The 19,065-nt window shown below is 46.2% G+C and carries 14 protein-coding genes; 8 read left to right on the top strand and 6 right to left on the bottom strand.

Annotated elements, in window-relative coordinates; translation table 11 throughout:
- Window positions 1-135: 135 nt before the first annotated feature.
- Window positions 136-1,194: a Kelch repeat-containing protein gene (locus V7D78_RS09720; protein WP_333608255.1), complete on the bottom strand. Its 1,059-nt coding sequence runs from the start codon at window positions 1,192-1,194 to the stop codon at window positions 136-138.
- Complete coding sequence (tsaA, locus tag V7D78_RS09715; protein WP_333608254.1) at window positions 1,166-1,873, bottom strand: tRNA (N6-threonylcarbamoyladenosine(37)-N6)-methyltransferase TrmO; 708 nt, start codon at window positions 1,871-1,873, stop codon at window positions 1,166-1,168. The genes V7D78_RS09720 and tsaA overlap by 29 nt, the downstream gene beginning before the upstream one ends.
- A gap of 172 nt (window positions 1,874-2,045) precedes the next feature.
- On the opposite strand from tsaA, the gene purU reads away from it, so the two are divergent.
- Window positions 2,046-2,879 (top strand): formyltetrahydrofolate deformylase, encoded by an 834-nt coding sequence (gene purU / locus V7D78_RS09710; RefSeq protein WP_333608253.1) that lies wholly within the window; start codon window positions 2,046-2,048, stop codon window positions 2,877-2,879.
- A 15-nt stretch (window positions 2,880-2,894) separates the two neighbouring features.
- On the opposite strand, the gene can is transcribed toward purU, so the two are convergent.
- The gene (gene can, locus V7D78_RS09705) at window positions 2,895-3,563 is read right to left on the bottom strand and encodes a carbonate dehydratase (RefSeq protein ID WP_333608252.1); all 669 of its coding nucleotides are present in this window, start codon (window positions 3,561-3,563) and stop codon (window positions 2,895-2,897) included.
- A gap of 194 nt (window positions 3,564-3,757) precedes the next feature.
- Here can and V7D78_RS09700 point away from each other — a divergent pair, with 194 nt between their 5' ends.
- The 3 genes from V7D78_RS09700 (at window position 3,758) to V7D78_RS09690 (ending at window position 7,273) form a co-directional block, all read left to right on the top strand.
- The gene (locus V7D78_RS09700; protein WP_333608251.1) at window positions 3,758-5,179 is read left to right on the top strand and encodes a mannose-1-phosphate guanylyltransferase/mannose-6-phosphate isomerase; all 1,422 of its coding nucleotides are present in this window, start codon (window positions 3,758-3,760) and stop codon (window positions 5,177-5,179) included.
- Complete coding sequence (locus V7D78_RS09695; protein WP_333608250.1) at window positions 5,166-6,638, top strand: phosphomannomutase CpsG; 1,473 nt, start codon at window positions 5,166-5,168, stop codon at window positions 6,636-6,638. Before V7D78_RS09700 ends, V7D78_RS09695 begins: the two co-directional genes overlap by 14 nt.
- Window positions 6,639-6,745: 107 nt before the next feature.
- Window positions 6,746-7,273 carry an H-NS family histone-like protein gene (locus V7D78_RS09690; protein WP_333608249.1) on the top strand — a complete coding sequence of 176 codons (528 nt, stop codon included), beginning with the start codon at window positions 6,746-6,748 and terminating at the stop codon, window positions 7,271-7,273.
- A gap of 72 nt (window positions 7,274-7,345) precedes the next feature.
- Here the strand turns inward: V7D78_RS09690 and V7D78_RS09685 are convergent, their stop codons facing one another.
- Entirely contained in the window at window positions 7,346-8,089 is a 744-nt protein-coding gene (locus tag V7D78_RS09685) for a YciK family oxidoreductase (protein ID WP_333608248.1), read from the bottom strand.
- Between the two features lie 231 nt (window positions 8,090-8,320).
- On the opposite strand from V7D78_RS09685, the gene V7D78_RS09680 reads away from it, so the two are divergent.
- The gene (locus V7D78_RS09680) at window positions 8,321-10,735 is read left to right on the top strand and encodes a VolA/Pla-1 family phospholipase (protein ID WP_333608247.1); all 2,415 of its coding nucleotides are present in this window, start codon (window positions 8,321-8,323) and stop codon (window positions 10,733-10,735) included.
- 109 nt (window positions 10,736-10,844) lie between these two features.
- Window positions 10,845-11,834: a protease SohB gene (gene sohB, locus V7D78_RS09675; RefSeq protein ID WP_333608246.1), complete on the top strand. Its 990-nt coding sequence runs from the start codon at window positions 10,845-10,847 to the stop codon at window positions 11,832-11,834.
- Between the two features lie 61 nt (window positions 11,835-11,895).
- On the opposite strand, the gene V7D78_RS09670 is transcribed toward sohB, so the two are convergent.
- Entirely contained in the window at window positions 11,896-13,233 is a 1,338-nt protein-coding gene (locus V7D78_RS09670) for a dicarboxylate/amino acid:cation symporter (RefSeq protein ID WP_333608245.1), read from the bottom strand.
- Between the two features lie 172 nt (window positions 13,234-13,405).
- Here V7D78_RS09670 and V7D78_RS09665 point away from each other — a divergent pair, with 172 nt between their 5' ends.
- Window positions 13,406-15,661 carry an Ig-like domain-containing protein gene (locus V7D78_RS09665; RefSeq protein WP_333608244.1) on the top strand — a complete coding sequence of 752 codons (2,256 nt, stop codon included), beginning with the start codon at window positions 13,406-13,408 and terminating at the stop codon, window positions 15,659-15,661.
- Window positions 15,662-15,758: 97 nt separating this feature from the next.
- Here the strand turns inward: V7D78_RS09665 and astB are convergent, their stop codons facing one another.
- Complete coding sequence (gene astB, locus V7D78_RS09660; RefSeq protein WP_333608243.1) at window positions 15,759-17,099, bottom strand: N-succinylarginine dihydrolase; 1,341 nt, start codon at window positions 17,097-17,099, stop codon at window positions 15,759-15,761.
- A gap of 229 nt (window positions 17,100-17,328) precedes the next feature.
- On the opposite strand from astB, the gene topA reads away from it, so the two are divergent.
- On the top strand, window positions 17,329-19,065 hold a 1,737-nt coding region (gene topA, locus V7D78_RS09655; protein WP_333608242.1), incomplete at its 3' end, for a type I DNA topoisomerase.

The following is a 19,065-nucleotide window of genomic DNA, read 5'->3' as shown; positions in this document are numbered from 1 at the left end:
GCGAAGCATCAGCTGGTGGCTGATCACTTCGGCATCGGCCGGGGTTTCTTTCATGGTCGATAATAAATACTGGCTGGTGCGCATGCTACTCTCTAAAGCAAAAGTCGAAAAATGACGGCCATTCTAGCAAGTGAATCAATTTGGCAGAAGATTAATCTGATGGCTAATCGGCTTATTTATTACTTGCTGCCCTGATTGCATACCGCCCAGGGTATAGAGCAAGCCATTTAGCTCCACTGCGCCCGTCAGATCAATTACAGCACTGCCGCTTTGCGTGTCTAACCATGTACTTTCTGTGGGGGAGTACAGCCAGATAGCGCTATCAGGCTCTGCTGCCTTACCGCTAAAGCCAATACCATTAGCAATGTAGGGCGTATGGCTACCGCCAATAAAGGCAAACAGTGGCTTATTATTGACTATGACGGTGCTGGCGGCCATTCTAAAACGCCCTTGTCCGGTGGGGTGGGCAACTTGCTGCCAACTTAACTGATTGGCATTGCTGCCAATATTAGCTTGCCAGCAGGCGGGCTCCATCACAAATTGTCTGGGTTGGCCTTTGGGATAATCAATGCTCACGCCATCACACACTAAGATAATGTTGTCATGAATAGCCGCGGCAAGGCCAAATACCGGCTTACCCGGAAAGGGTGTCGCCTGACTCCAGCGCTGGGTAAAATTATCAAACAACTGCACCAGATTAACATTGCCATGATCGCTCCAACCGCTAATCAAATAAATATAGCGGTTTTGATAGCTGACGATAGCGGCATCATTCACCGGTACCGGCATATCATTGAGTTTGGTATAGCGGCGGGTTATAGGGTCGAAGCGGTAGCTGTCATTAGCAGTTAGCAGCTGACCATTATTATCCAGACTGGCGCCACCGAAGATAAAAAAGTTATTGTTCAGCGCTATGGCGCTGGCGCCAATCCGACCATTCAGCCGTTGCTGGCTGGGTACGGGCGGCATTTCAGCCCAGTTAAACTCGCCCAGCGAATGCATCCAGACTTTATTGTGGATATCGGTAGCTTGTTTGCCTGGCCCCATACCCATTGCGGATAACACATAGGTTTTGCCGCGAACTGTGGTACTGGCCACGGCATTGTTACTGACCGGCTCTGGCAAATCGGGTATCGCCGTTGCCTGATTGCTGGCCAGCAAAAAGCTAAGGCATAGGGCTGATCTCAGTAACATGATTGTGCTCTCCATCGACGCTCCATTTAATATTAAACTGGTATAGGCTCATGCCGTATTGCTGCTGGCCATCCCGCTGTTTTTTGTAGGATGGCCGGGGATCTTGTTTTAACACTTTTTCAATCAACAACTGCAACTGTGGGTAGGCAGTTTGTTGCTGACAAAATTCTGCTGCCTGCGCTGAAAAACTGACCGTCATCGCCGTGTGTGGTGCGGTATCAGCAAAACCAGCATCAGCAGTGGGTATGGCATCAGCATAAGGCAAATAAGGCTTAATGTCTAAAATCGGCGTACCATCCAATAAATCTAAGCCACTGATCTGCAATATAAGCTGGCCATTCTTTCGTACCACCCCCTCTAGTTTTACGACAGATAAACCAATTGGATTAGGTCTGAAGGTGGCGCGGGTGGCAAAGACGCCCTTTTTCGCATTTCCGCCTAAGCGTGGCGGCCTGACCAGCGGTGACCAGCCTTTTTCTGCTGTTTCATGAAAGACAAACACTAACCACAGGTGGCTAAAGCTGTCCATGCCACGGACTATGGCGTCATCCGCATAAGGTGGGCTTAGCACCAGTTCGCCGCAGGCTTCCGCTATCAGTCCGGGTTGACGGGGTATGGCAAATTTTTGTTTATAGGGCGATCGAATAAAGCCAATAGCATCAAAAGCAAAGCGGGTCATAGCAACCTGTAGGCAGTAGGTGAAATATCAGACGCCCTATTATGCAATTAGCCAGGCTAAACAACAAGAAAAGCGGCTTTGCGGCATTTAGACGTCTAAATATCTTTGACGCTAAACGCAGAAGCAGGTAAAACAATAAGCTATCACATCACATGTTTTGACAGAGAGTTAGATGGAACGTAAAACGTTATTGACAGAGTGTCCTGATTCTAAGGGGCTGATTGCCCAAATTACCAATATTTGTTTTCAGCATCAGCTGAATATTATCCGTAATACTGAATATGTTGACCCTGACAGCGGCCAGTTTTATATGCGGACCATAGTTGAAGGGGTATTTGATGACAACCGGCTGCTAGCGGATCTGGATACTATATTACCAGTAGGCAGCCGACGAAACTTGCTGAGTCAGCGTTCGAAGCGTGTGGTGATTCTGGTGACCAAGGAATCGCATTGTCTGGGCGATATTTTAATGAAGGTGTTTGATGGCAGTTTATCGCTTGATATTGCCGCTATTGTCGGCAATTACCCACAACTGCAAAGTCTGGCAGATAAATTTGATATTCCATATCATTTTGTTTGCCATCAAAACCTTAGCCGAGAGGCGCATGAAGCGGCGTTAATAGCCTGTATTACGCCGTATCAGCCAGATTTTCTTATTCTCGCTAAGTTTATGCGTATCCTTACACCGGCCTTTGTGCAGCAGTTTTCACAGCGTATTATTAATATTCATCACAGTTTTTTACCGGCTTTTATTGGTGCCAACCCCTACCAGCAGGCTTTCACCCGAGGGGTAAAAATTATCGGTGCTACTGCACACTTTGTGAATGATCAGCTGGACGAAGGGCCTATTATTGCGCAGCAGGTAGTACAGGTTGATCACAATTACAGTGCGCTGGATATGGCAAAAACCGGCCGCGATGTGGAAAAAGCCGCTTTGAGTCAGGCATTACACTATATTGTCGAAGACAGAGTCTTTGTGCACGGTAATAAAACGGTGATTTTGTAACTCAACCCGGCTTAATTAGGGCAACTCATCTGTAGCGAATGACGTGTCGGCACAGGCGTCCATGGCATAAATCTGGTCAATTTGATCCATGCTCGAATGACTGACACGTAAGTCTTTTACTCTACCATTGCGCAAGCTGTAAACCCAGCCGTGTACGGTCAGCGGTTGACCACGCTCCCAGGCTTCCTGCACAAAGCTGGTATGGCAGAGGTTGCGCACCTGCTCAACTACATTTAGCTCAATCAGGCGGTTAACCCGCTGATCTTCATCTTCAAATTGCTCGATGTCTTCGCGGTGCATCGCATAAACATCTTTTACGTGCCGAAGCCAGTTATCAACAAAACCTACCCGCTGTTTTAGCATTGCGGCTTTCACGCCACCGCAGCCGTAGTGGCCCACTACCAGAATGTGTTTTACTTTTAAAATATCAATGGCGTATTGCAGTACCGACAGGCAGTTCATGTCAGAGTGCAGCACCAGATTAGCGACATTGCGGTGCACAAAAAGCTCACCCGGCATCAGGCCGACAATTTCATTGGCTGGCACCCTGCTGTCAGAGCAACCAATCCATAGGTACTCTGGTGCTTGCTGTTCAGACAATTGCTTAAAAAAACCGGGTTGATCGCGTTCAATCTGATCCGCCCAGTTTTTATTATTTACGAAGAGATCTTTAAATTGTGGCATAACATTCATTCCTGCAAAAAAGTCGCGACAAGATAGCCGATTTCACACGGTCTACAGCACCGACCAGATTAAAAAGACTCATTCATTCAAAGGCATTACTTTATCACAGTCAGTGACTTTATTATGTAAAGCTGTCTATACTAGCAGGGGCTAATAAACCCTTGCACAAAAGGACAATTTTAAAAGGAGTTAGTATGATACCTGTTATTCTTTCAGGTGGCTCAGGTACCAGGCTGTGGCCACTTTCCCGCGCCAAAAAGCCTAAACAATTTTTATCACTGGTCAATGAAAAAAGCTTGCTGCAAAACACCTTACTTCGGTTAAAAGGGTTACCTGAACTGGCATCACCTATAGTGGTATGCAATGAAGATCATCGGTTTATGGTCGCCGAGCAGTTAAGGGAGCTGGCAATGCCCTGTGCCAGTATCATGTTAGAGCCAGTGGGCCGCAATACAGCCCCTGCGATTGCCTTAGCGGCTTTACAAGCACTGCAATTACAGCAAGATCCCTTGCTTTTAGTGCTGGCGGCTGACCATGTCATTAAAGATATTCCCGCGTTTCATCAGGCAGTTTTGCAGGCAGTACCTGCAGCTGAGGCTGGTAAATTGGTAACTTTTGGTATAGTTCCGACATCAGCGCACACCGGATATGGTTATATCAACCGCTCTGCCCAACCGCTGGCTGCTTTTACTCCTGAGCCGATTTATCAGGTCACCGAATTCAAAGAAAAGCCAGCAGCTGCACTGGCTGAGCAATATTTGCAATCTGGCTACTATTACTGGAACAGTGGCATGTTTTTATTTAAAGCCAGCAGCTTATTAGCTGAATTACGTCAATTTGCGCCTGACATCGTGGCGGCTTGCGAACTAGCGATGTCCAAGGCTAATACTGATCTGGATTTTGTGCGGGTGGACAGCAGTAGCTTTGCCAGTAGTCCATCTGATTCAATCGATTATGCTGTGATGGAAAAATCGGCTAACTCGGTTATGGTGCCTTTAGCTGCAGGATGGAGTGATATTGGTAGTTGGGATGCGCTTTGGGAAGTGATGGCTAAGGACGCCAGCGGTAATGCTTGTCGCGGTGATGTGTTGCTGGAGGAGACCTCTGATAGTTATATCAATGCTGAAGAGAAACTGGTGGTAGTGATCGGGCTGAGCGATGTTATTGTCGTTGAAACCAAGGATGCGGTTTTAGTGTCCAGTAAGCAGGCAATAACACAAGTAAAAAACATTGTTGCCAGGCTGCAGAAATACGGTCGTAGTGAAGTAGAACTTCACCGTGAAGTATTCCGTCCCTGGGGTAAGTATGATTCTGTTGATCAGGGAAACCGTTATCAGGTTAAACATATTACGGTAAAACCCGGTGCTAAGTTGTCAGTTCAAAAACACCATCACCGGGCAGAGCATTGGGTAGTGGTCAGTGGCACAGCGCTGGTGAGAAATGGTGACCGCGAATTTATGGTGACTGAAAACGAATCGACGTTTATTCCTATTGGTGTGGTGCATTCATTGGAAAACCCCGGAAAAATTCCACTGGAATTGATAGAAGTGCAATCGGGAAGTTATTTAGGCGAAGACGACATCGTTCGATTTGAGGATAAATATGGCCGCAACTGAGCAAATACTGCCAGAACTGAGTTGCTTTAAAGCTTATGACATTCGCGGCCAGTTGGGCACTGAGTTAACCGAGCATGTTGCCTGGAGCATTGGTCGTGCTTTTGCGCTTGAGCTAAAACCGCGAATTGTTGCCTTAGGGGGGGATATCAGACACAGCTCTGAGGCACTCAAGCTGGCGTTAGCACTGGGATTGTTGCAAGAAGGTGTAGATGTCATTGACCTTGGCATGACAGGTACAGAAGAAGTGTATTTTGCTGCGCAACATCTGGATATTGACGGCGCCATTGAAGTAACGGCTAGCCATAACCCCATTGATTTTAATGGTATGAAGTTAGTGCGTCGCGGTGCCAGACCTATTAGTGGTGATAGTGGTTTGCAGGCCATTAAGCAACAAACGGCGAATGTTATGGTAGAGCCTTTTCCAGAAGCATCGTTTTTAGCGTTGCAGCAACTTGCTGCTGATAACAAGCTAGATAATGTTCAGAAAGAGGGGCGCTTCGTTTTTGCTAATGGCCGATATCAGCAACAATCGATACTGGCACCCTACATTCAGCATCTCCTTAGCTATATTAAACCCGACAGCCTTAAACCACTGCGGCTGGTGGTCAACGCCGGCAATGGATCTGCCGGCCATGTCATTGATGCATTGGAGCAGCAATTCAACAGGCATTCAATTCCACTTAGCTTTATTAAAATTCAGCATCAGGCCGATGGTGATTTTCCAAATGGCATCCCCAATCCGTTATTACCTGAAAATAGAGGCGTAACGGCACAGGCCGTACTGCAACATCAGGCTGATTTTGGTATTGCTTGGGATGGCGATTTCGACCGCTGCTTTTTATTTGATCATCTGGGTAACTTTATTGAAGGCTATTATATAGTAGGGTTACTAGCCGCTGCTTTTTTAAACCAATATGGCCCACAAAAGATTATTCATGATCCCAGATTGTATTGGAATACCGAGGCGATTGTAAAAGCAAACGGTGGAATTGCTATCTGCAGTAAAACCGGCCATGCCTTTATTAAAGAGCGGATGCGACAGGAGGATGCCATTTATGGTGGTGAAATGAGTGCTCACCATTATTTTCGTGATTTTGGTTATTGCGATAGCGGCATGATTCCTTGGTTACTCGTGGCACAACTGGTTTGCGAAAGTGGACGAGCGCTGGCTGAACTGGTAGCGCAAATGATTACTGATTACCCCTCATCTGGTGAGCTAAATTTTCATTTAGCTGAGCCATTGAAAGCGATGCAATACATAACTAACTATTATTCCAATGAAGCAATTGAAACGAATAAGTTAGATGGAATTAGCATGCAAATGATAAATTGGCGCTTTAATTTAAGAGTATCTAATACTGAAAATGTTTTACGTTTAAATGTCGAAACCAAACATGATAATGTGCTAATGCAGCAAAAAACCTCGGAAATTATAGCGTTGCTGGCCAATTTCAAGTAGCTATTTTACATTGTGCTAAGTTTCTTAAATAGGAATACTATGTGTATTCCTTTCTTTTAAATAGTATTTTGTTTATGCTATGGATATGTTTTAAACAGGAGCCGAAAATGTCTATTTTACTTGATAAGCGTGAACTTAAAAAAGCAGCGAAAGAACTAACCCTGGTAAAATTAAACGATGTGATAGAAACATTGAATGCGGTGTTAGCTGAACGGCATCAAGAAGTAGAGTTAGTCAATCATTTAGAGCAGATCGCAAAAGAGAAAGGTTATACTTTTGAACAGCTTGGTTATAAGCGTGCTGCAGATCTGGTGGTAACAGATGCTCAGCCAGCTGAGCAACATTCTGCACGTCCTGTTAAACCAAAATTTAAAACAATCAATAAAGACAAGCAGATGTTTTATGTTGAGAATGGCAGTTTACATCTACTTGCCACTCATACCATGAAAAAAGGTTTGCAGGAACGTGGTATTAGCGTGGTGCCGTTAAGCCAGGTAGATAAAAAATTTGCTAAAGATACTGATAAACTGATTGCCGAAGCTACAGCAAAAGCAGTAGATAACTTCAATGCTAAGGTTGTTGTCTGGAACGCCTGGGCCACTGAGCACGGCGGAGAGATTTTAACTCCGCGTTAATTAATCGCGTTGGACATAAAAAAAGCCGGCTTTCGCCGGTTTTTTTATATCCGTTTTTGCGCTGATGAATAGTTATTTGGGTTGTGCATCCAGTGACTGGCCAGTCACACCCTTGCTATCATCAGACATCAGATACAAATACAACCACATCAGCTGTGCTGGTGATTTCAATGTTTGCGGATCTTCACCCGGGTATGCCCTGGCACGCATATTAGTTCGGGTCGCGCCAGGATTAATGCAATTAACCCTAATACCACTGTTATCATATTCATCTGCAATAATTTGCATCAAGCCTTCTGTAGCAAACTTAGAGACTGCATAAGGGCCCCACAGTGCCCGGCCTTTTCGACCTACGCCGGAAGAGGTAAAAATGATTGAAGCGTTGTCAGCTTTACTGAGTAAGGGTATCAGTGCCTGAGTTAGCAACATTGCAGAGGTGACATTGACCTGCATCACCTCTTGCCAGGTGTCTAAATCTATATGAGTAAAGGGACTTAATACCCCTAGCTTGCCTGCATTATACAGAATTCCATCCAGCCGACCAAACTCAGTCTGTATTGTTGCCGCCAGATCATGGTAATGCTTTGCAGTAGCCCCTTTTAAATCCAATGGGACTATAGCTGGCTCGGCACCGCCTGCCGCCATAATTTCATCATAAACTGCAGCGAGCTTATTGGTGGTTTTGCCCAGCAAAATAACCGTAGCACCATAGCGCGCATAGGTGAGAGCCGCCTCTTTACCAATGCCGTCTCCGGCGCCAGTGATTAAAATAACTTTGTGCTGTAAGGCCGCAGTGGGCGCAGTATACTGATGCATAAATTCCAACCTGTTACCGGCAAAAAACGGCGCCAGCATACTTGGAATTTAACGATTTTGCACCTTTCTTCACGAATAGTGTATTTTTACGCTAGCGATCTTAAGAAGATTGAGTTAACTTTAACTGGTCGTAGCTGTTCATCAGGAATAGCCACCAGAATTTAATAAGCAAAGTAACATTTTGCTTTGCAACATAAAAAAACAGACAAGAGCTAGGACAGGGGAGAACATATGAATAAGCTAGCTATCAGCATAGCCGTTGCCGTCGCACTCGGACTTACCGGCTGCGGTGATTCACTGGAAGATATTAAGCAAGATACAGAACAGGATCAGGTTATTCCCAGCTCCAGAGTGGTATTTGACCCTTCTGCTGGTGCAGTTTCTGTTCCTAATGATTTATTGTTCCAAGGCACAACAGACGGTACCTTGACTCTGGATACCGGTGCAAACCCAGACTATACAAACCCGCAAGTTGCTTTAGGTGCGTTAGATGGTTGGTCAACACAAAATCCGTTTTCTATAGCGTTGAGTTTTGCTCCAGGTGTAAGTTTGAATAACGATTCAGCCAGTGCCCCTGGATCAGTCCGTTTGTTTAAAGCCGTGATGGGTGATCCTAGATCCCCTGATAGCGATTGTCAGCCGGTACCTCGGGGTTTAGCCTGTAAAATTGTTGAGGAATTGGTTTTCGGCCAGGACTTTGTCTCATCCGGGGTCAATAACAGTGTTGCTGTTATTCCATTAAAACCTTTAGCACCGGCTACCACTTATATTGTGGCGCTCACGTCAGGTTTACAGGACAATCAGGGCCGCAGTATCAAGCCTTCTACTAACTATGAACTTGTTAAGCAAGATCTAGCTACCCTGCCGTTGGGCTCGGAAGCGCAGCGTGGTTTGCAGGCTGTAATTAACAGTTTTGAAAACACCTTGGTTCGTGACGAAGGCGTCAATAAAGATCAGTTAATCTATACTGCAGCTATGACCACTCAATCTGCAGGTGCGGTATTAGCTAACCTTAAACAACTGATGGCATCACCCACACCCACCGGTTATGCACCAACACCTCTAACGCTGCAAAACACTGGTTTAACGGTGGCACAATTAAACCCTCTGTTTGCTGGACAGCCAGCATTTAGTCTGGCGCGTTACTATACAGGTACTATGATGGTGCCTTATTTCTTAAGCGCGCCAACAGAGTCAAATGCTCTTGCGCCTTTAAACAGCCGTTGGAAAGCACGTTGTGACAGTGGTGCCATTATTGCGAGCCTGAGTTCAGCTCAAATTGCGGGAATCGAATCCGCTATCACTGATCCTGCGCAAATGCAAAATGATGGATTTTGTAATGCGGTATCTCAAGGTGCTTTACGTGATTTTCGTTTAGATGCTGCCAGACATTTGACCAAGTTCAATACTATCCCGGCCATTAACAGCTATCAAAATATTGCTGTGCAAATGACTGTGCCTGACAGCAATGTTATTCCAATGCCTGAAGCGGGATGGCCGGTGGTGATACTGCAACACGGTATTACATCACGTAAAGAAGATATGCTAGCCATTACGGGTACTTTATCCTCTCAGGGCTTTGCTACTGTTGCTATAGACCATCCATTGCACGGTGCCCGTGGTTTTACTGCTGAGGTAGTGAATGCTGAAGAAGAGGTGATCACATTAACGTTCAATGCGTCGACCAATTCAGCAACCGACTACATGAACCTGTCTAATTTGTTGGTTACCCGGGATAACCTGCGTCAAAGTATCGCAGATATGCTGGCACTGCGCTTTGCGTTGAATACCGCTCAGGGTGTGGATTTAGATTTAAGCCGGGTACAGTTTTTAGGCCACTCTTTAGGTGGCATAACAGGTGCTACCATGGTGGCATTAGCTAATACGCCAAGTGGTAATGCTATGCTGGATGCTGCTTTTAAGGTTGAGAGCGCGGCGCTGGCTATGCCTGGTGGTGCAGTGGCGAACTTCCTGTTAGATTCTGCTTCCTTTGGTCCACTGATTAAAGCCAGTGTGATGTTGGGCGCAGGTGGCGAACTGACAAGTCAGTTTGTGGGTTACGTCGCTACAAATACTGATTGTGGTGTGCCAACAGCTGCTTCTGCTGCAACTTATCCGGCATGTGCTGCTCCGGTAGTAAATGCCTATCTAGCGAGTCTGGTAACCACTGGCAATACAGCTCAGCTAAATCGCGTTAATGCGACATTGACGCAATTTGCTTTTGCGGCGCAAACGGTTACTGATGCTGGCGACCCAAATAACTATGCGCAGCGTCTGGTAGCGAGTGGAACACCGACCTACATTATCGAAGTCGTGGGTGATGGTGGTGCGAATTTACCAGATCAAGTTATTCCTAACGGCTACTTTAATCCTTTAGCAGCCTTGGCTGCGGGTAAAATGCCATTAGCGGGTACTGAGCCGATGGCTCGTTTGCTGAACGCAGCTGGTATTCCTGCTTCCGCTGGAGGAATCAACCTAAATGGCAGCAATGCAATAGCCCGCTTTAACGCTGGCTCGCACAGCTCTATTTTAAGCCCTTCACCCAGCGCTGCAGCTACGACTGAGATGCAAACGCAAACGGTGACTTTTTTCCTGAACAGGGGCCAAGGCTTGTTGGTTGCTAATCCTGCGGTACTTGCTGACTAAGGTTTTATTTAGTACTGCGGTATTCTCTAAAGCCCGGTTGCATTTCGCACCGGGCTTTTGCTTTAATGCACCGTGTAACCTCTTTTAAATACGTTTCAGGAGATTGAGCTTGGTATTTATAATGGAATATGGCCTGTTTCTAGCAAAAACAGTCACCTTAGTGTTTGCCATTGCGCTGATTATTGGACTGATAGCCAATGCAGCCGGTAAGTCAAAATCAAAAAAGGGTCAGTTACACTGTACTGATTTAACTAAACACTATCAGCAACAACAGCAAGCAGTGCAAGAGCAATTGCTGGATAAAAAAAGCTTCAAACAATGGCTTAAACAACACAAAACTCCAGAAAACAAAGCGTCCAGAGTTTTTGTGCTGGAGTTCCATGGTGGCATTCAAGCCAAAGAAACGGAAGCGCTCAGAGAAGAAGTCACAGCTATTCTGGGCGTGGCCACAGCACAAGATGAAGTGTTGTTAAAATTGGAGAGCGGTGGTGGAGTGGTGCATGGTTATGGCTTAGCTGCCTCGCAGCTGACCCGATTGAAACAAGCGGGAATACCTTTAACCGTAGCGGTAGATAAGGTTGCGGCCAGTGGTGGTTATATGATGGCCTGCGTCGCCGAAAAAATTCTGGCCGCGCCATTTGCCATTATTGGCTCTATTGGAGTGATTGCCCAGTTGCCCAATTTTAACAAAGTGCTTAAACAGCATAATGTTGATTTTGAACAATTTACTGCTGGCGAATTTAAACGCACAGTGACTTTATTTGGTGAGAACACCGACAAGGGCCGGCAAAAGTTTCAACAAGAGCTGGAAGATACCCACCAGTTATTTAAACAGTTTGTCAGTCATCAGCGACCTCAGCTTGACATTGAACAAGTCGCGACCGGAGAGCATTGGTTTGGTTATCAGGCGTTGGATCTTAAATTAATTGATAAACTTCAGACCAGTGATGATTACCTGTTATCAGCGTTGGAGCGTGCCCATATAGTGGCATTTAGCTTTAAGCAGCCAAAAGGGTTAGCCGAAAAAATCGGTCAGGGAAGTGCAGAGTTGTGCTCAGCAGTCTGGCAAAAATTAAGTGATAGCAGCCGTTGGTTTTAAGCTGAAACTGCAGCGGGCATAACTCTGTGCCCGCTGTGTTTTTATATGAAATATCCGCTAATTAACGCAGGTGATGAAAGTCTATATCCTCTTGTTTTAATCCTGCTTTGGGGTCATTAAATATGGCCTGATCCAACTCTCCTTCGCTTTTAGCAACGATACAAGACACCATGGCATCACCAGTAACATTCACCGCTGTGCGGGTCATATCCAATAAGCGATCTACACCGATAATCAGCGCTATGCCCTCTACCGGTAAGCCAACTTGCTGTAATACCATGGCTAACATAATTAATCCAACACCTGGTACCCCAGCAGTACCGATAGACGCCAGTGTAGCGGTTAGGATCACCATTAAAAAGTCAGTTAGCGTTAGATCAACCAGGAACACCTGGGCAATAAAGACGGTTGCTACGCCTTGCATAATGGCAGTGCCATCCATGTTAATCGTGGCACCTAATGGCACGGTAAAAGAGCTGATGCTGTTTTTCACCCCCATTTTATTGTTCACCGTTTCTAACGTCACTGGTATGGTGGCATTGCTGCTGGAGGTACTAAAACCAAATAGCGCCGCATCGCGCATTTTTAACATAAAGACCCATGGGTTTAAGCCAGATAGTGCTTTTAACAAGATCGGGTAGCTCACCAGCCCATGCAAGAGTAATACACCCAACACCACACTAAAATATTTGCCCAAGCTTATGATAGTTTCATAATCACCCATTGTAGAAAATAGCTTGGCCATCAGGAAAAACACCCCATAAGGAGCCAGATTCATCAATAAGGTCACCAATTTCATGATTACCTCATTCAGATCACTGAACATGGCCGCCAGTCGCTCCCCGGCTTTGCCAGAAAGCGCAATCGCCAAACCAAATAACACTGCAAACACAATTATCTGCAGCATATTGCCTTTGGCCATAGACTCAATGGGGTTACTGGGGAAGATGTTAATAAAAACCTGAGCCAGGGTAGGTGCCTGACTGACATCATAGGTTTGATCGGCAACCATGTTGACCCCTGCGCCAGGAGTAAACAACAAGGCAAAACCAATAGCGAGTGAAATGGCAATAGCGGTTGTTACCAGATAAAGACCAATTGCTTTACCTCCTAAACGACCCAGCTTGCTGGTGTCGGATAGTGAGCAGGTACCGCAAACCAGCGACACAAAGACTAAGGGAACGACTAACATTTTTAAGCTGGCAATAAATATTTCGCCACCAATGTGAAAAATACCGTCAACAAAAAAAGCTTTCAAAGGCAGCGCCATACCAAATAACAGTAGATGCCGTTCGTCCTGTTCAGCAAGCAGGAATTTGAACAGGAAGCCAACTACTAAGCCAGCTACCATGCCTATTACAATTCGGGCCGTCAGGCCAAGTTTATGTGAATTTGCCATAAGACTTCAGATAATTTAGGGTGAGAATAGTGGCTTAGCCTATCAGTTTGTGGTACTGAAAGGCAGTACAGCAGAAATTTTTTTTAAAAATAGCTGTGACGTCTGGATAATTAATGGTTTAAGATGCAGAATTAACAAAAACTATATATAAAAATAGCTAGGGAGAGTCTCCATGCAAAACATCCGGCAACTACTGGTTGCATTACTTCTAATGACATTAGCTGCTTGCGGCGGCGGTGGCACCATGGATGGTGGCGGTGGTGACGGTGGTGGTACCATAACCCCTGTCTTTTCACTCACCTTGCAGTTAACTCAGCAAAGTGGTGTAGCGTCTACCAATCTGTCGCAAGCAACACCATTAACACTGACGGCAACGTTAAGCGCTACCAACAACGGTAGTGTGGCAAATAGGCTGATTACTTTTAATTTAAGTGATGCTGGCCTGGCCTCTTTCAATAATGCCGCAGGAACCGCTCTGACAAATGCTGAAGGGGTCGCCATTATTGGTATTCTGGTTGGTACCAAGAGCGGTGCGGGTGAAATCACCGCCACCTTTGCACCTGCAGGTGCGGATGCTGGTTCTGTATCCAGAGCCATTGGCTTTAGTTCTGCAGGTGATGGTGGAGATCAGGTTGATGTCACAATCGGTTCTCTGACGTTGCTGGCGAATAAACTTCAACTGGGTAGTGGCGCTACTGACAAAGTAGAGTTATATGCCATAGTTAAAGACACACGTAACGTGTTATTGGCGGGTGTCCCAGTGGCTTTCTCTACCAGTCCTGCAGGTGCGTTGGGTGGAGAACTTGAAATTGTTAATGCCGTGACAGCGGCTGATGGCATAGCTTCTGCAGTGTTAAAATCTCAAATCAACCCAGCTGTACGCTCCATAGTTGTTAATGCTCAGGTTGGCGACCGATCAGAGCAGTTGACGGTGAATGTTGTTGGAACTTCTATTGACATTTCAGCGCCGGGCGCTTTGGTCGTAGGTGCCAGTCGTACGGTGAGTATTTTATTGCGGGACTTTGATGGTAATGCGCTTGCAAATCAACCCTTGAGCATTTCTTCTGCCCTTGGTAATTCATTAAGCGCAACTTCATTGCAAACTAATAGTGTCGGACAGGCTGAAGTAACATATACCGCAACCAATAGTGGTGTTGACACTGTGTCTGTATCAGGGCTCGGCTTGACTCAAGTTGCGACAGTAAATGTCAGCGCTGATGAGTTCTCTTTTGTTGACAGTGAAGTTTCACAGGAAGTCATGTTGAATACGCCTTCTGCAGTGACGGTTCGGTGGTCTAAAGACGGTGTGGCTCAGGCAAATCAACCGGTTAGTTTTGTGGTTACTCGCGGCATCGTTTTTGCAGATGAAGCTACACCCATAGCCGGACAAACCGATGTTATGGTGAATACTGATGCTGATGGCGAAGCGACAGTATTTGTTCAATCAGCCAGTGCCGGTCTGGTAACTATTAGTGCCAGCGCGGGTGAAGAAGAGGATCTGATTGGTGCTCAACTTCTTTTGGAGTATGTCGCTAACTCTGTTGCTGCTGTAGAAGTACAAGCCTCTCCAAGTCAATTAGGTGTTAACGAACAAAGTTCTGTTCGGGCTGTGGTAAGGGACGCCAATAATAATCCGGTTAAGAACAAAACTGTCAGCTTTGTACTGAGCGGCTCTGCAGGTGGCACGTTAAATCCTGCTAGTGGTATCACTAATTCTCAGGGCATTGCCTCTACTATCTATACTGCTACCGCTGCCACGGGCGCTAATGAAGTATTGATCACTGCTAATGTTGACGGTCAGAGTGGTAGCACTACCTTGTCTGTTGGCCAAAGAACCTTATTCTTCCGTTTTGGTACTGGTAATACCGTAGAAGTGCCATCTTCTACTATATTCCGCAAAGCCTTTTCGGTTATTGTTACTGATGCATCAGGTAACCCTGTGGCAAATCAGGTACTCAATGTTGCTGTAACGCCTGTTAATCCGCAAGACACCGCAGCTCCTGAAGCTAACGAGTGGGCATACTCGAAAGGCATTTGGGTGATGGTTCCCAATCCTGAAGAGTTTGAGTTCTGGGCCCCTCAGGAAAGCGTACGTTGTCAAAACGAAGATGCTAACCTAAACGGTGTGCTTGACCCGGGTGAAGATTTTAATAACGATGGTTCGCTTACCCCGGGTAATGTGGTATCGGTGCCGCAGCAAGTAACCACTGATAGCTCTGGTGTGGCCGAATTTAAGTTAACTTATCCTGCTGATTTTGCAGCATGGACTCATGTTAATATTTCAGTATCGGCTTTTGCCTCTGGTACTGAGAATCGTAGTTCAAGAAAGTACGTATTAAGTTATCCATCTTCGTACGTCACTGTGAAAGCTGCAACCCCGGCCCGTAACCCCTTTGGTGCTTCAGCCAATTGTGCTGATACTTTCTGATTAATATTGCACTAAACAAAAAGGGAGCTTAATGCTCCCTTTTTTATTCGTTGTTGTTTATATTTTGTTTCAGTAAATCGTGTAGTCGCTGATATGCTTAACGTTGGAACTGATACACCGACCCCAGTTTTAATAATTGAGTCAGCTCATCAAGCGCGGTACGTGATTCTTGCAACAATTGCGGATCGGCCAAATCTGCTTCTGAAATTTCATCCCGGTAATGTTTGTCTACCCAGTTATTAAGAGTGGCAAACAACTGCTCATTCATCAGCACGTTTGGATTAACCGCCTGGCGCTCCTGTTCGCTCAACGCAATCCGTAAACGCAGACACGCCGGGCCGCCGCCGTTACGCATGCTTTGTTTTACATCGTAGTAGTGCACATTTTTGATTGGCGTACCGCGACCCGTCAGCTCAGCCAGATAAGCAGAAACACTGGGGCTGTCCTGACATTCTGTCGGGGCAATAATCGCCATCTCGCCGTTACTCAGGGTAATAACCTGCGTATTGAACAGATAAGTTTTGATGGCTTCCTGAACGCTGACTTCCTGATCTTTTACTTCAATCAGGAATAACTCAGATTGATTACCAAATTTTTGTTTTAGTTCGGCTAGTTTAGCCTGGCTGTCTACAAAGGCTTGCTGATGGTAAAACAGCACATTTTGGTTACCTACCGCAATCACATCGTTATGGAATACGCCTTGATCAATCACATCCGGGTTTTGCTGCATGTACACAACATGCTCATCGCTCAAACCGTGTAAACGGGCAACGGCTTCACAGGCTTCAAGGGTATGACGGGCTGGAAAGCGTTTTGGCGCGGGTTTGTTTTGATCAAAGGCATAACGACCGAACACGAACAGCTCAACGCCACGCTTGCCGTAATCAGCGCAAAGCCGGGTATGGTTGGCTGCGCCTTCATCGCCAAAGTGATCATTATCAGGCAGATGTTGATGGTGAGCAAAGTGTTCCGGGTTAGCAAACATGGCCTGTAAAATACGACCAGTAGTTTGCGGCTCTAGCGAGCGGTGAAACTTATTGGTTAAATTGGCAGGGGTAAAATGCACCTTGCCATCGGCCGTATCGGCGCTGGGTGAAATAGTCGCGGCATTGGCGGTCCACATACTGGACGCTGAGCATACCGCACGAAACACCGCAGGAGCCTGTTTGGCCGCTTTACTGATCACTTCTGAGTCTGAACCAGTAAAACCAAGACGACGTAGCGTATAGACATCAGGGCGCTCTTGTGGCGCTAATACCCCTTGCACCATGCCAAGATCATGCAGTGCTTTCATCTTTTGCAGACCTTGCTTGGCCGCCTGCTTTGGACTGGAGCTGTTTTTGGCATTAGATAACGAGGCAACATTACCGACGGATAAGCCGGCATAGTTATGGGTTGGTCCTACCAGACCATCGAAATTTGCTTCAAAATACTTCATTTTTGCTTTATATCCTTTGGTTTGAAGGGCTCTATTTTTGTTATTATTGCGGCCGCTTGCTTTATATAGGCTTCATTCTGTTCTGGTTAGTGATTAGCCAGACAGCTCAAAAAAATGAGCTGTCTGGCATAATAATGAGTTTATTCACTTGTCACAACTGCGGTTTACGGATATACGTTAAAAAAGGGCGCCATAATGGGTGCCGACATTAAGGGTTATCGGGAATAAGATGGCGAAATCACTAGTAATAGTCGAATCACCGGCAAAAGCGAAAACGATCAATAAATATCTTGGTAAAGATTTTGTAGTGAAGTCCAGTGTCGGGCATATCCGTGATCTGCCAACCAGCAGCTCCAAAGATAAAGATCGCAGCGCCAATAAAACGCTCAGTAAAGAACAAAAAGAATATCAGGCGTTAGTCGATCGTATGGGCATAGATCCAGTGCACTGCTGGAAAGCGCGATACGAAATTTTGCCTGGCAAAGAAAAAGTGGTAAAGGAATTAAAAGCCCTGGCCGACAAAGCGGATACCGTTTATCTGGCAACCGACTTAGACCGTGAGGGAGAAGCTATTGCCTGGCATTTACAGCAAATTATTGGTGGTGATGATAGTAAGTTTAAGCGGGTAGTATTTAACGAAATCACTAAAAACGCTATCAGCAATGCTTTTGAACACCCCGGTGATGTCAATCAGGATCAGGTTAATGCCCAGCAAGCCCGCCGTTTCTTAGATCGGGTGGTGGGTTTTATGGTCTCCCCTTTGTTGTGGAAAAAGGTGGCCCGGGGCTTGTCTGCCGGTCGGGTGCAATCGGTAGCAGTACGTTTAGTGGTTGAACGTGAGCGCGAAATTAAAGCCTTTGTCCCGGAAGAGTATTGGACATTGGATGCTCATACTCATACCGCAAAGCAGTTGCCACTGCAGTTAGCGGTAAGTCGTGAGCTCGGCAAAGCGTTTAAACCCGTTAACAAAGCAGAAGCCGATGCGGCCTATAACAAGCTACAACAAGCCAGCTTTGTGGTGCAGGAGCGTGAAGACAAGCCGAGCAGCAGTAAGCCGCAAGCGCCATTTATTACTTCTACCTTGCAACAGGCGGCCAGTACCCGCTTGGGTTATGGTGTTAAAAAAACCATGATGCTGGCACAACGCCTTTACGAAGCCGGCCATATTACCTATATGCGTACCGACTCAACTAACCTCAGCAGTGAAGCGGTAGCCAGTTGCCGGGAGTATATTGCCAGCCATTTTGGTAAGGCCTACCTGCCAGAGCAAGCTATTGCCTATGGTAGCAAAGCCGGTGCTCAAGAAGCACACGAAGCGGTCAGACCCTCTGATGTTAATGTGCTTGCCAGTGCTCTTGGTGAGATGGAAGCTGATGCCCGTAAATTGTATGAGTTAATTTGGCGGCAGTTTGTCGCCTGTCAGATGCCCGCGGCGCAATATGATGTGTCCACTATAGTTGTGGTAGCAGGCGATTTTGAGTTAAAAGCTAAAGGTCGGGTGCTGAAATTTGACGGCTGGACCCGGGTGCAGCCAGCGATGACGCGTAAGCAAGAAGAAGATGCTGAGCTGCCGGATGTGAAAACCGGTGAAATCTTAGCGCTGCAATCGCTGGACAGCGCCCAACACTTCACCAAGCCACCGGCGCGTTTTAGTGAGGCCAGCTTAGTAAAAGAGCTGGAAAAACGCGGTATCGGTCGCCCATCTACCTATGCTGCCATCATTTCGACCATTCAGGAGCGTGGCTATGTCAGGGTTGATAATAAACGCTTTTACGCGGAAAAAATGGGCGAAATAGTCACTGATCGGCTTGTTGAAAACTTCGATGACTTATTGAGTTATGATTTTACAGCAAATATGGAGTTAAAGCTTGATGACATTGCCAAAGGTCAGTTGCAATGGCAACAAGAACTGGATAACTTTTACCAGGGCTTCTACCAGAAACTGAAAACGGCTGAAAATGAGCCT

Source organism: Arsukibacterium sp. (assembly GCF_036735525.1).
GTDB lineage: Bacteria > Pseudomonadota > Gammaproteobacteria > Enterobacterales > Alteromonadaceae > Alishewanella.
Note: the sequence above shows the minus strand (reverse complement) of the source record. Positions and strands in the feature narration are given on the sequence as shown.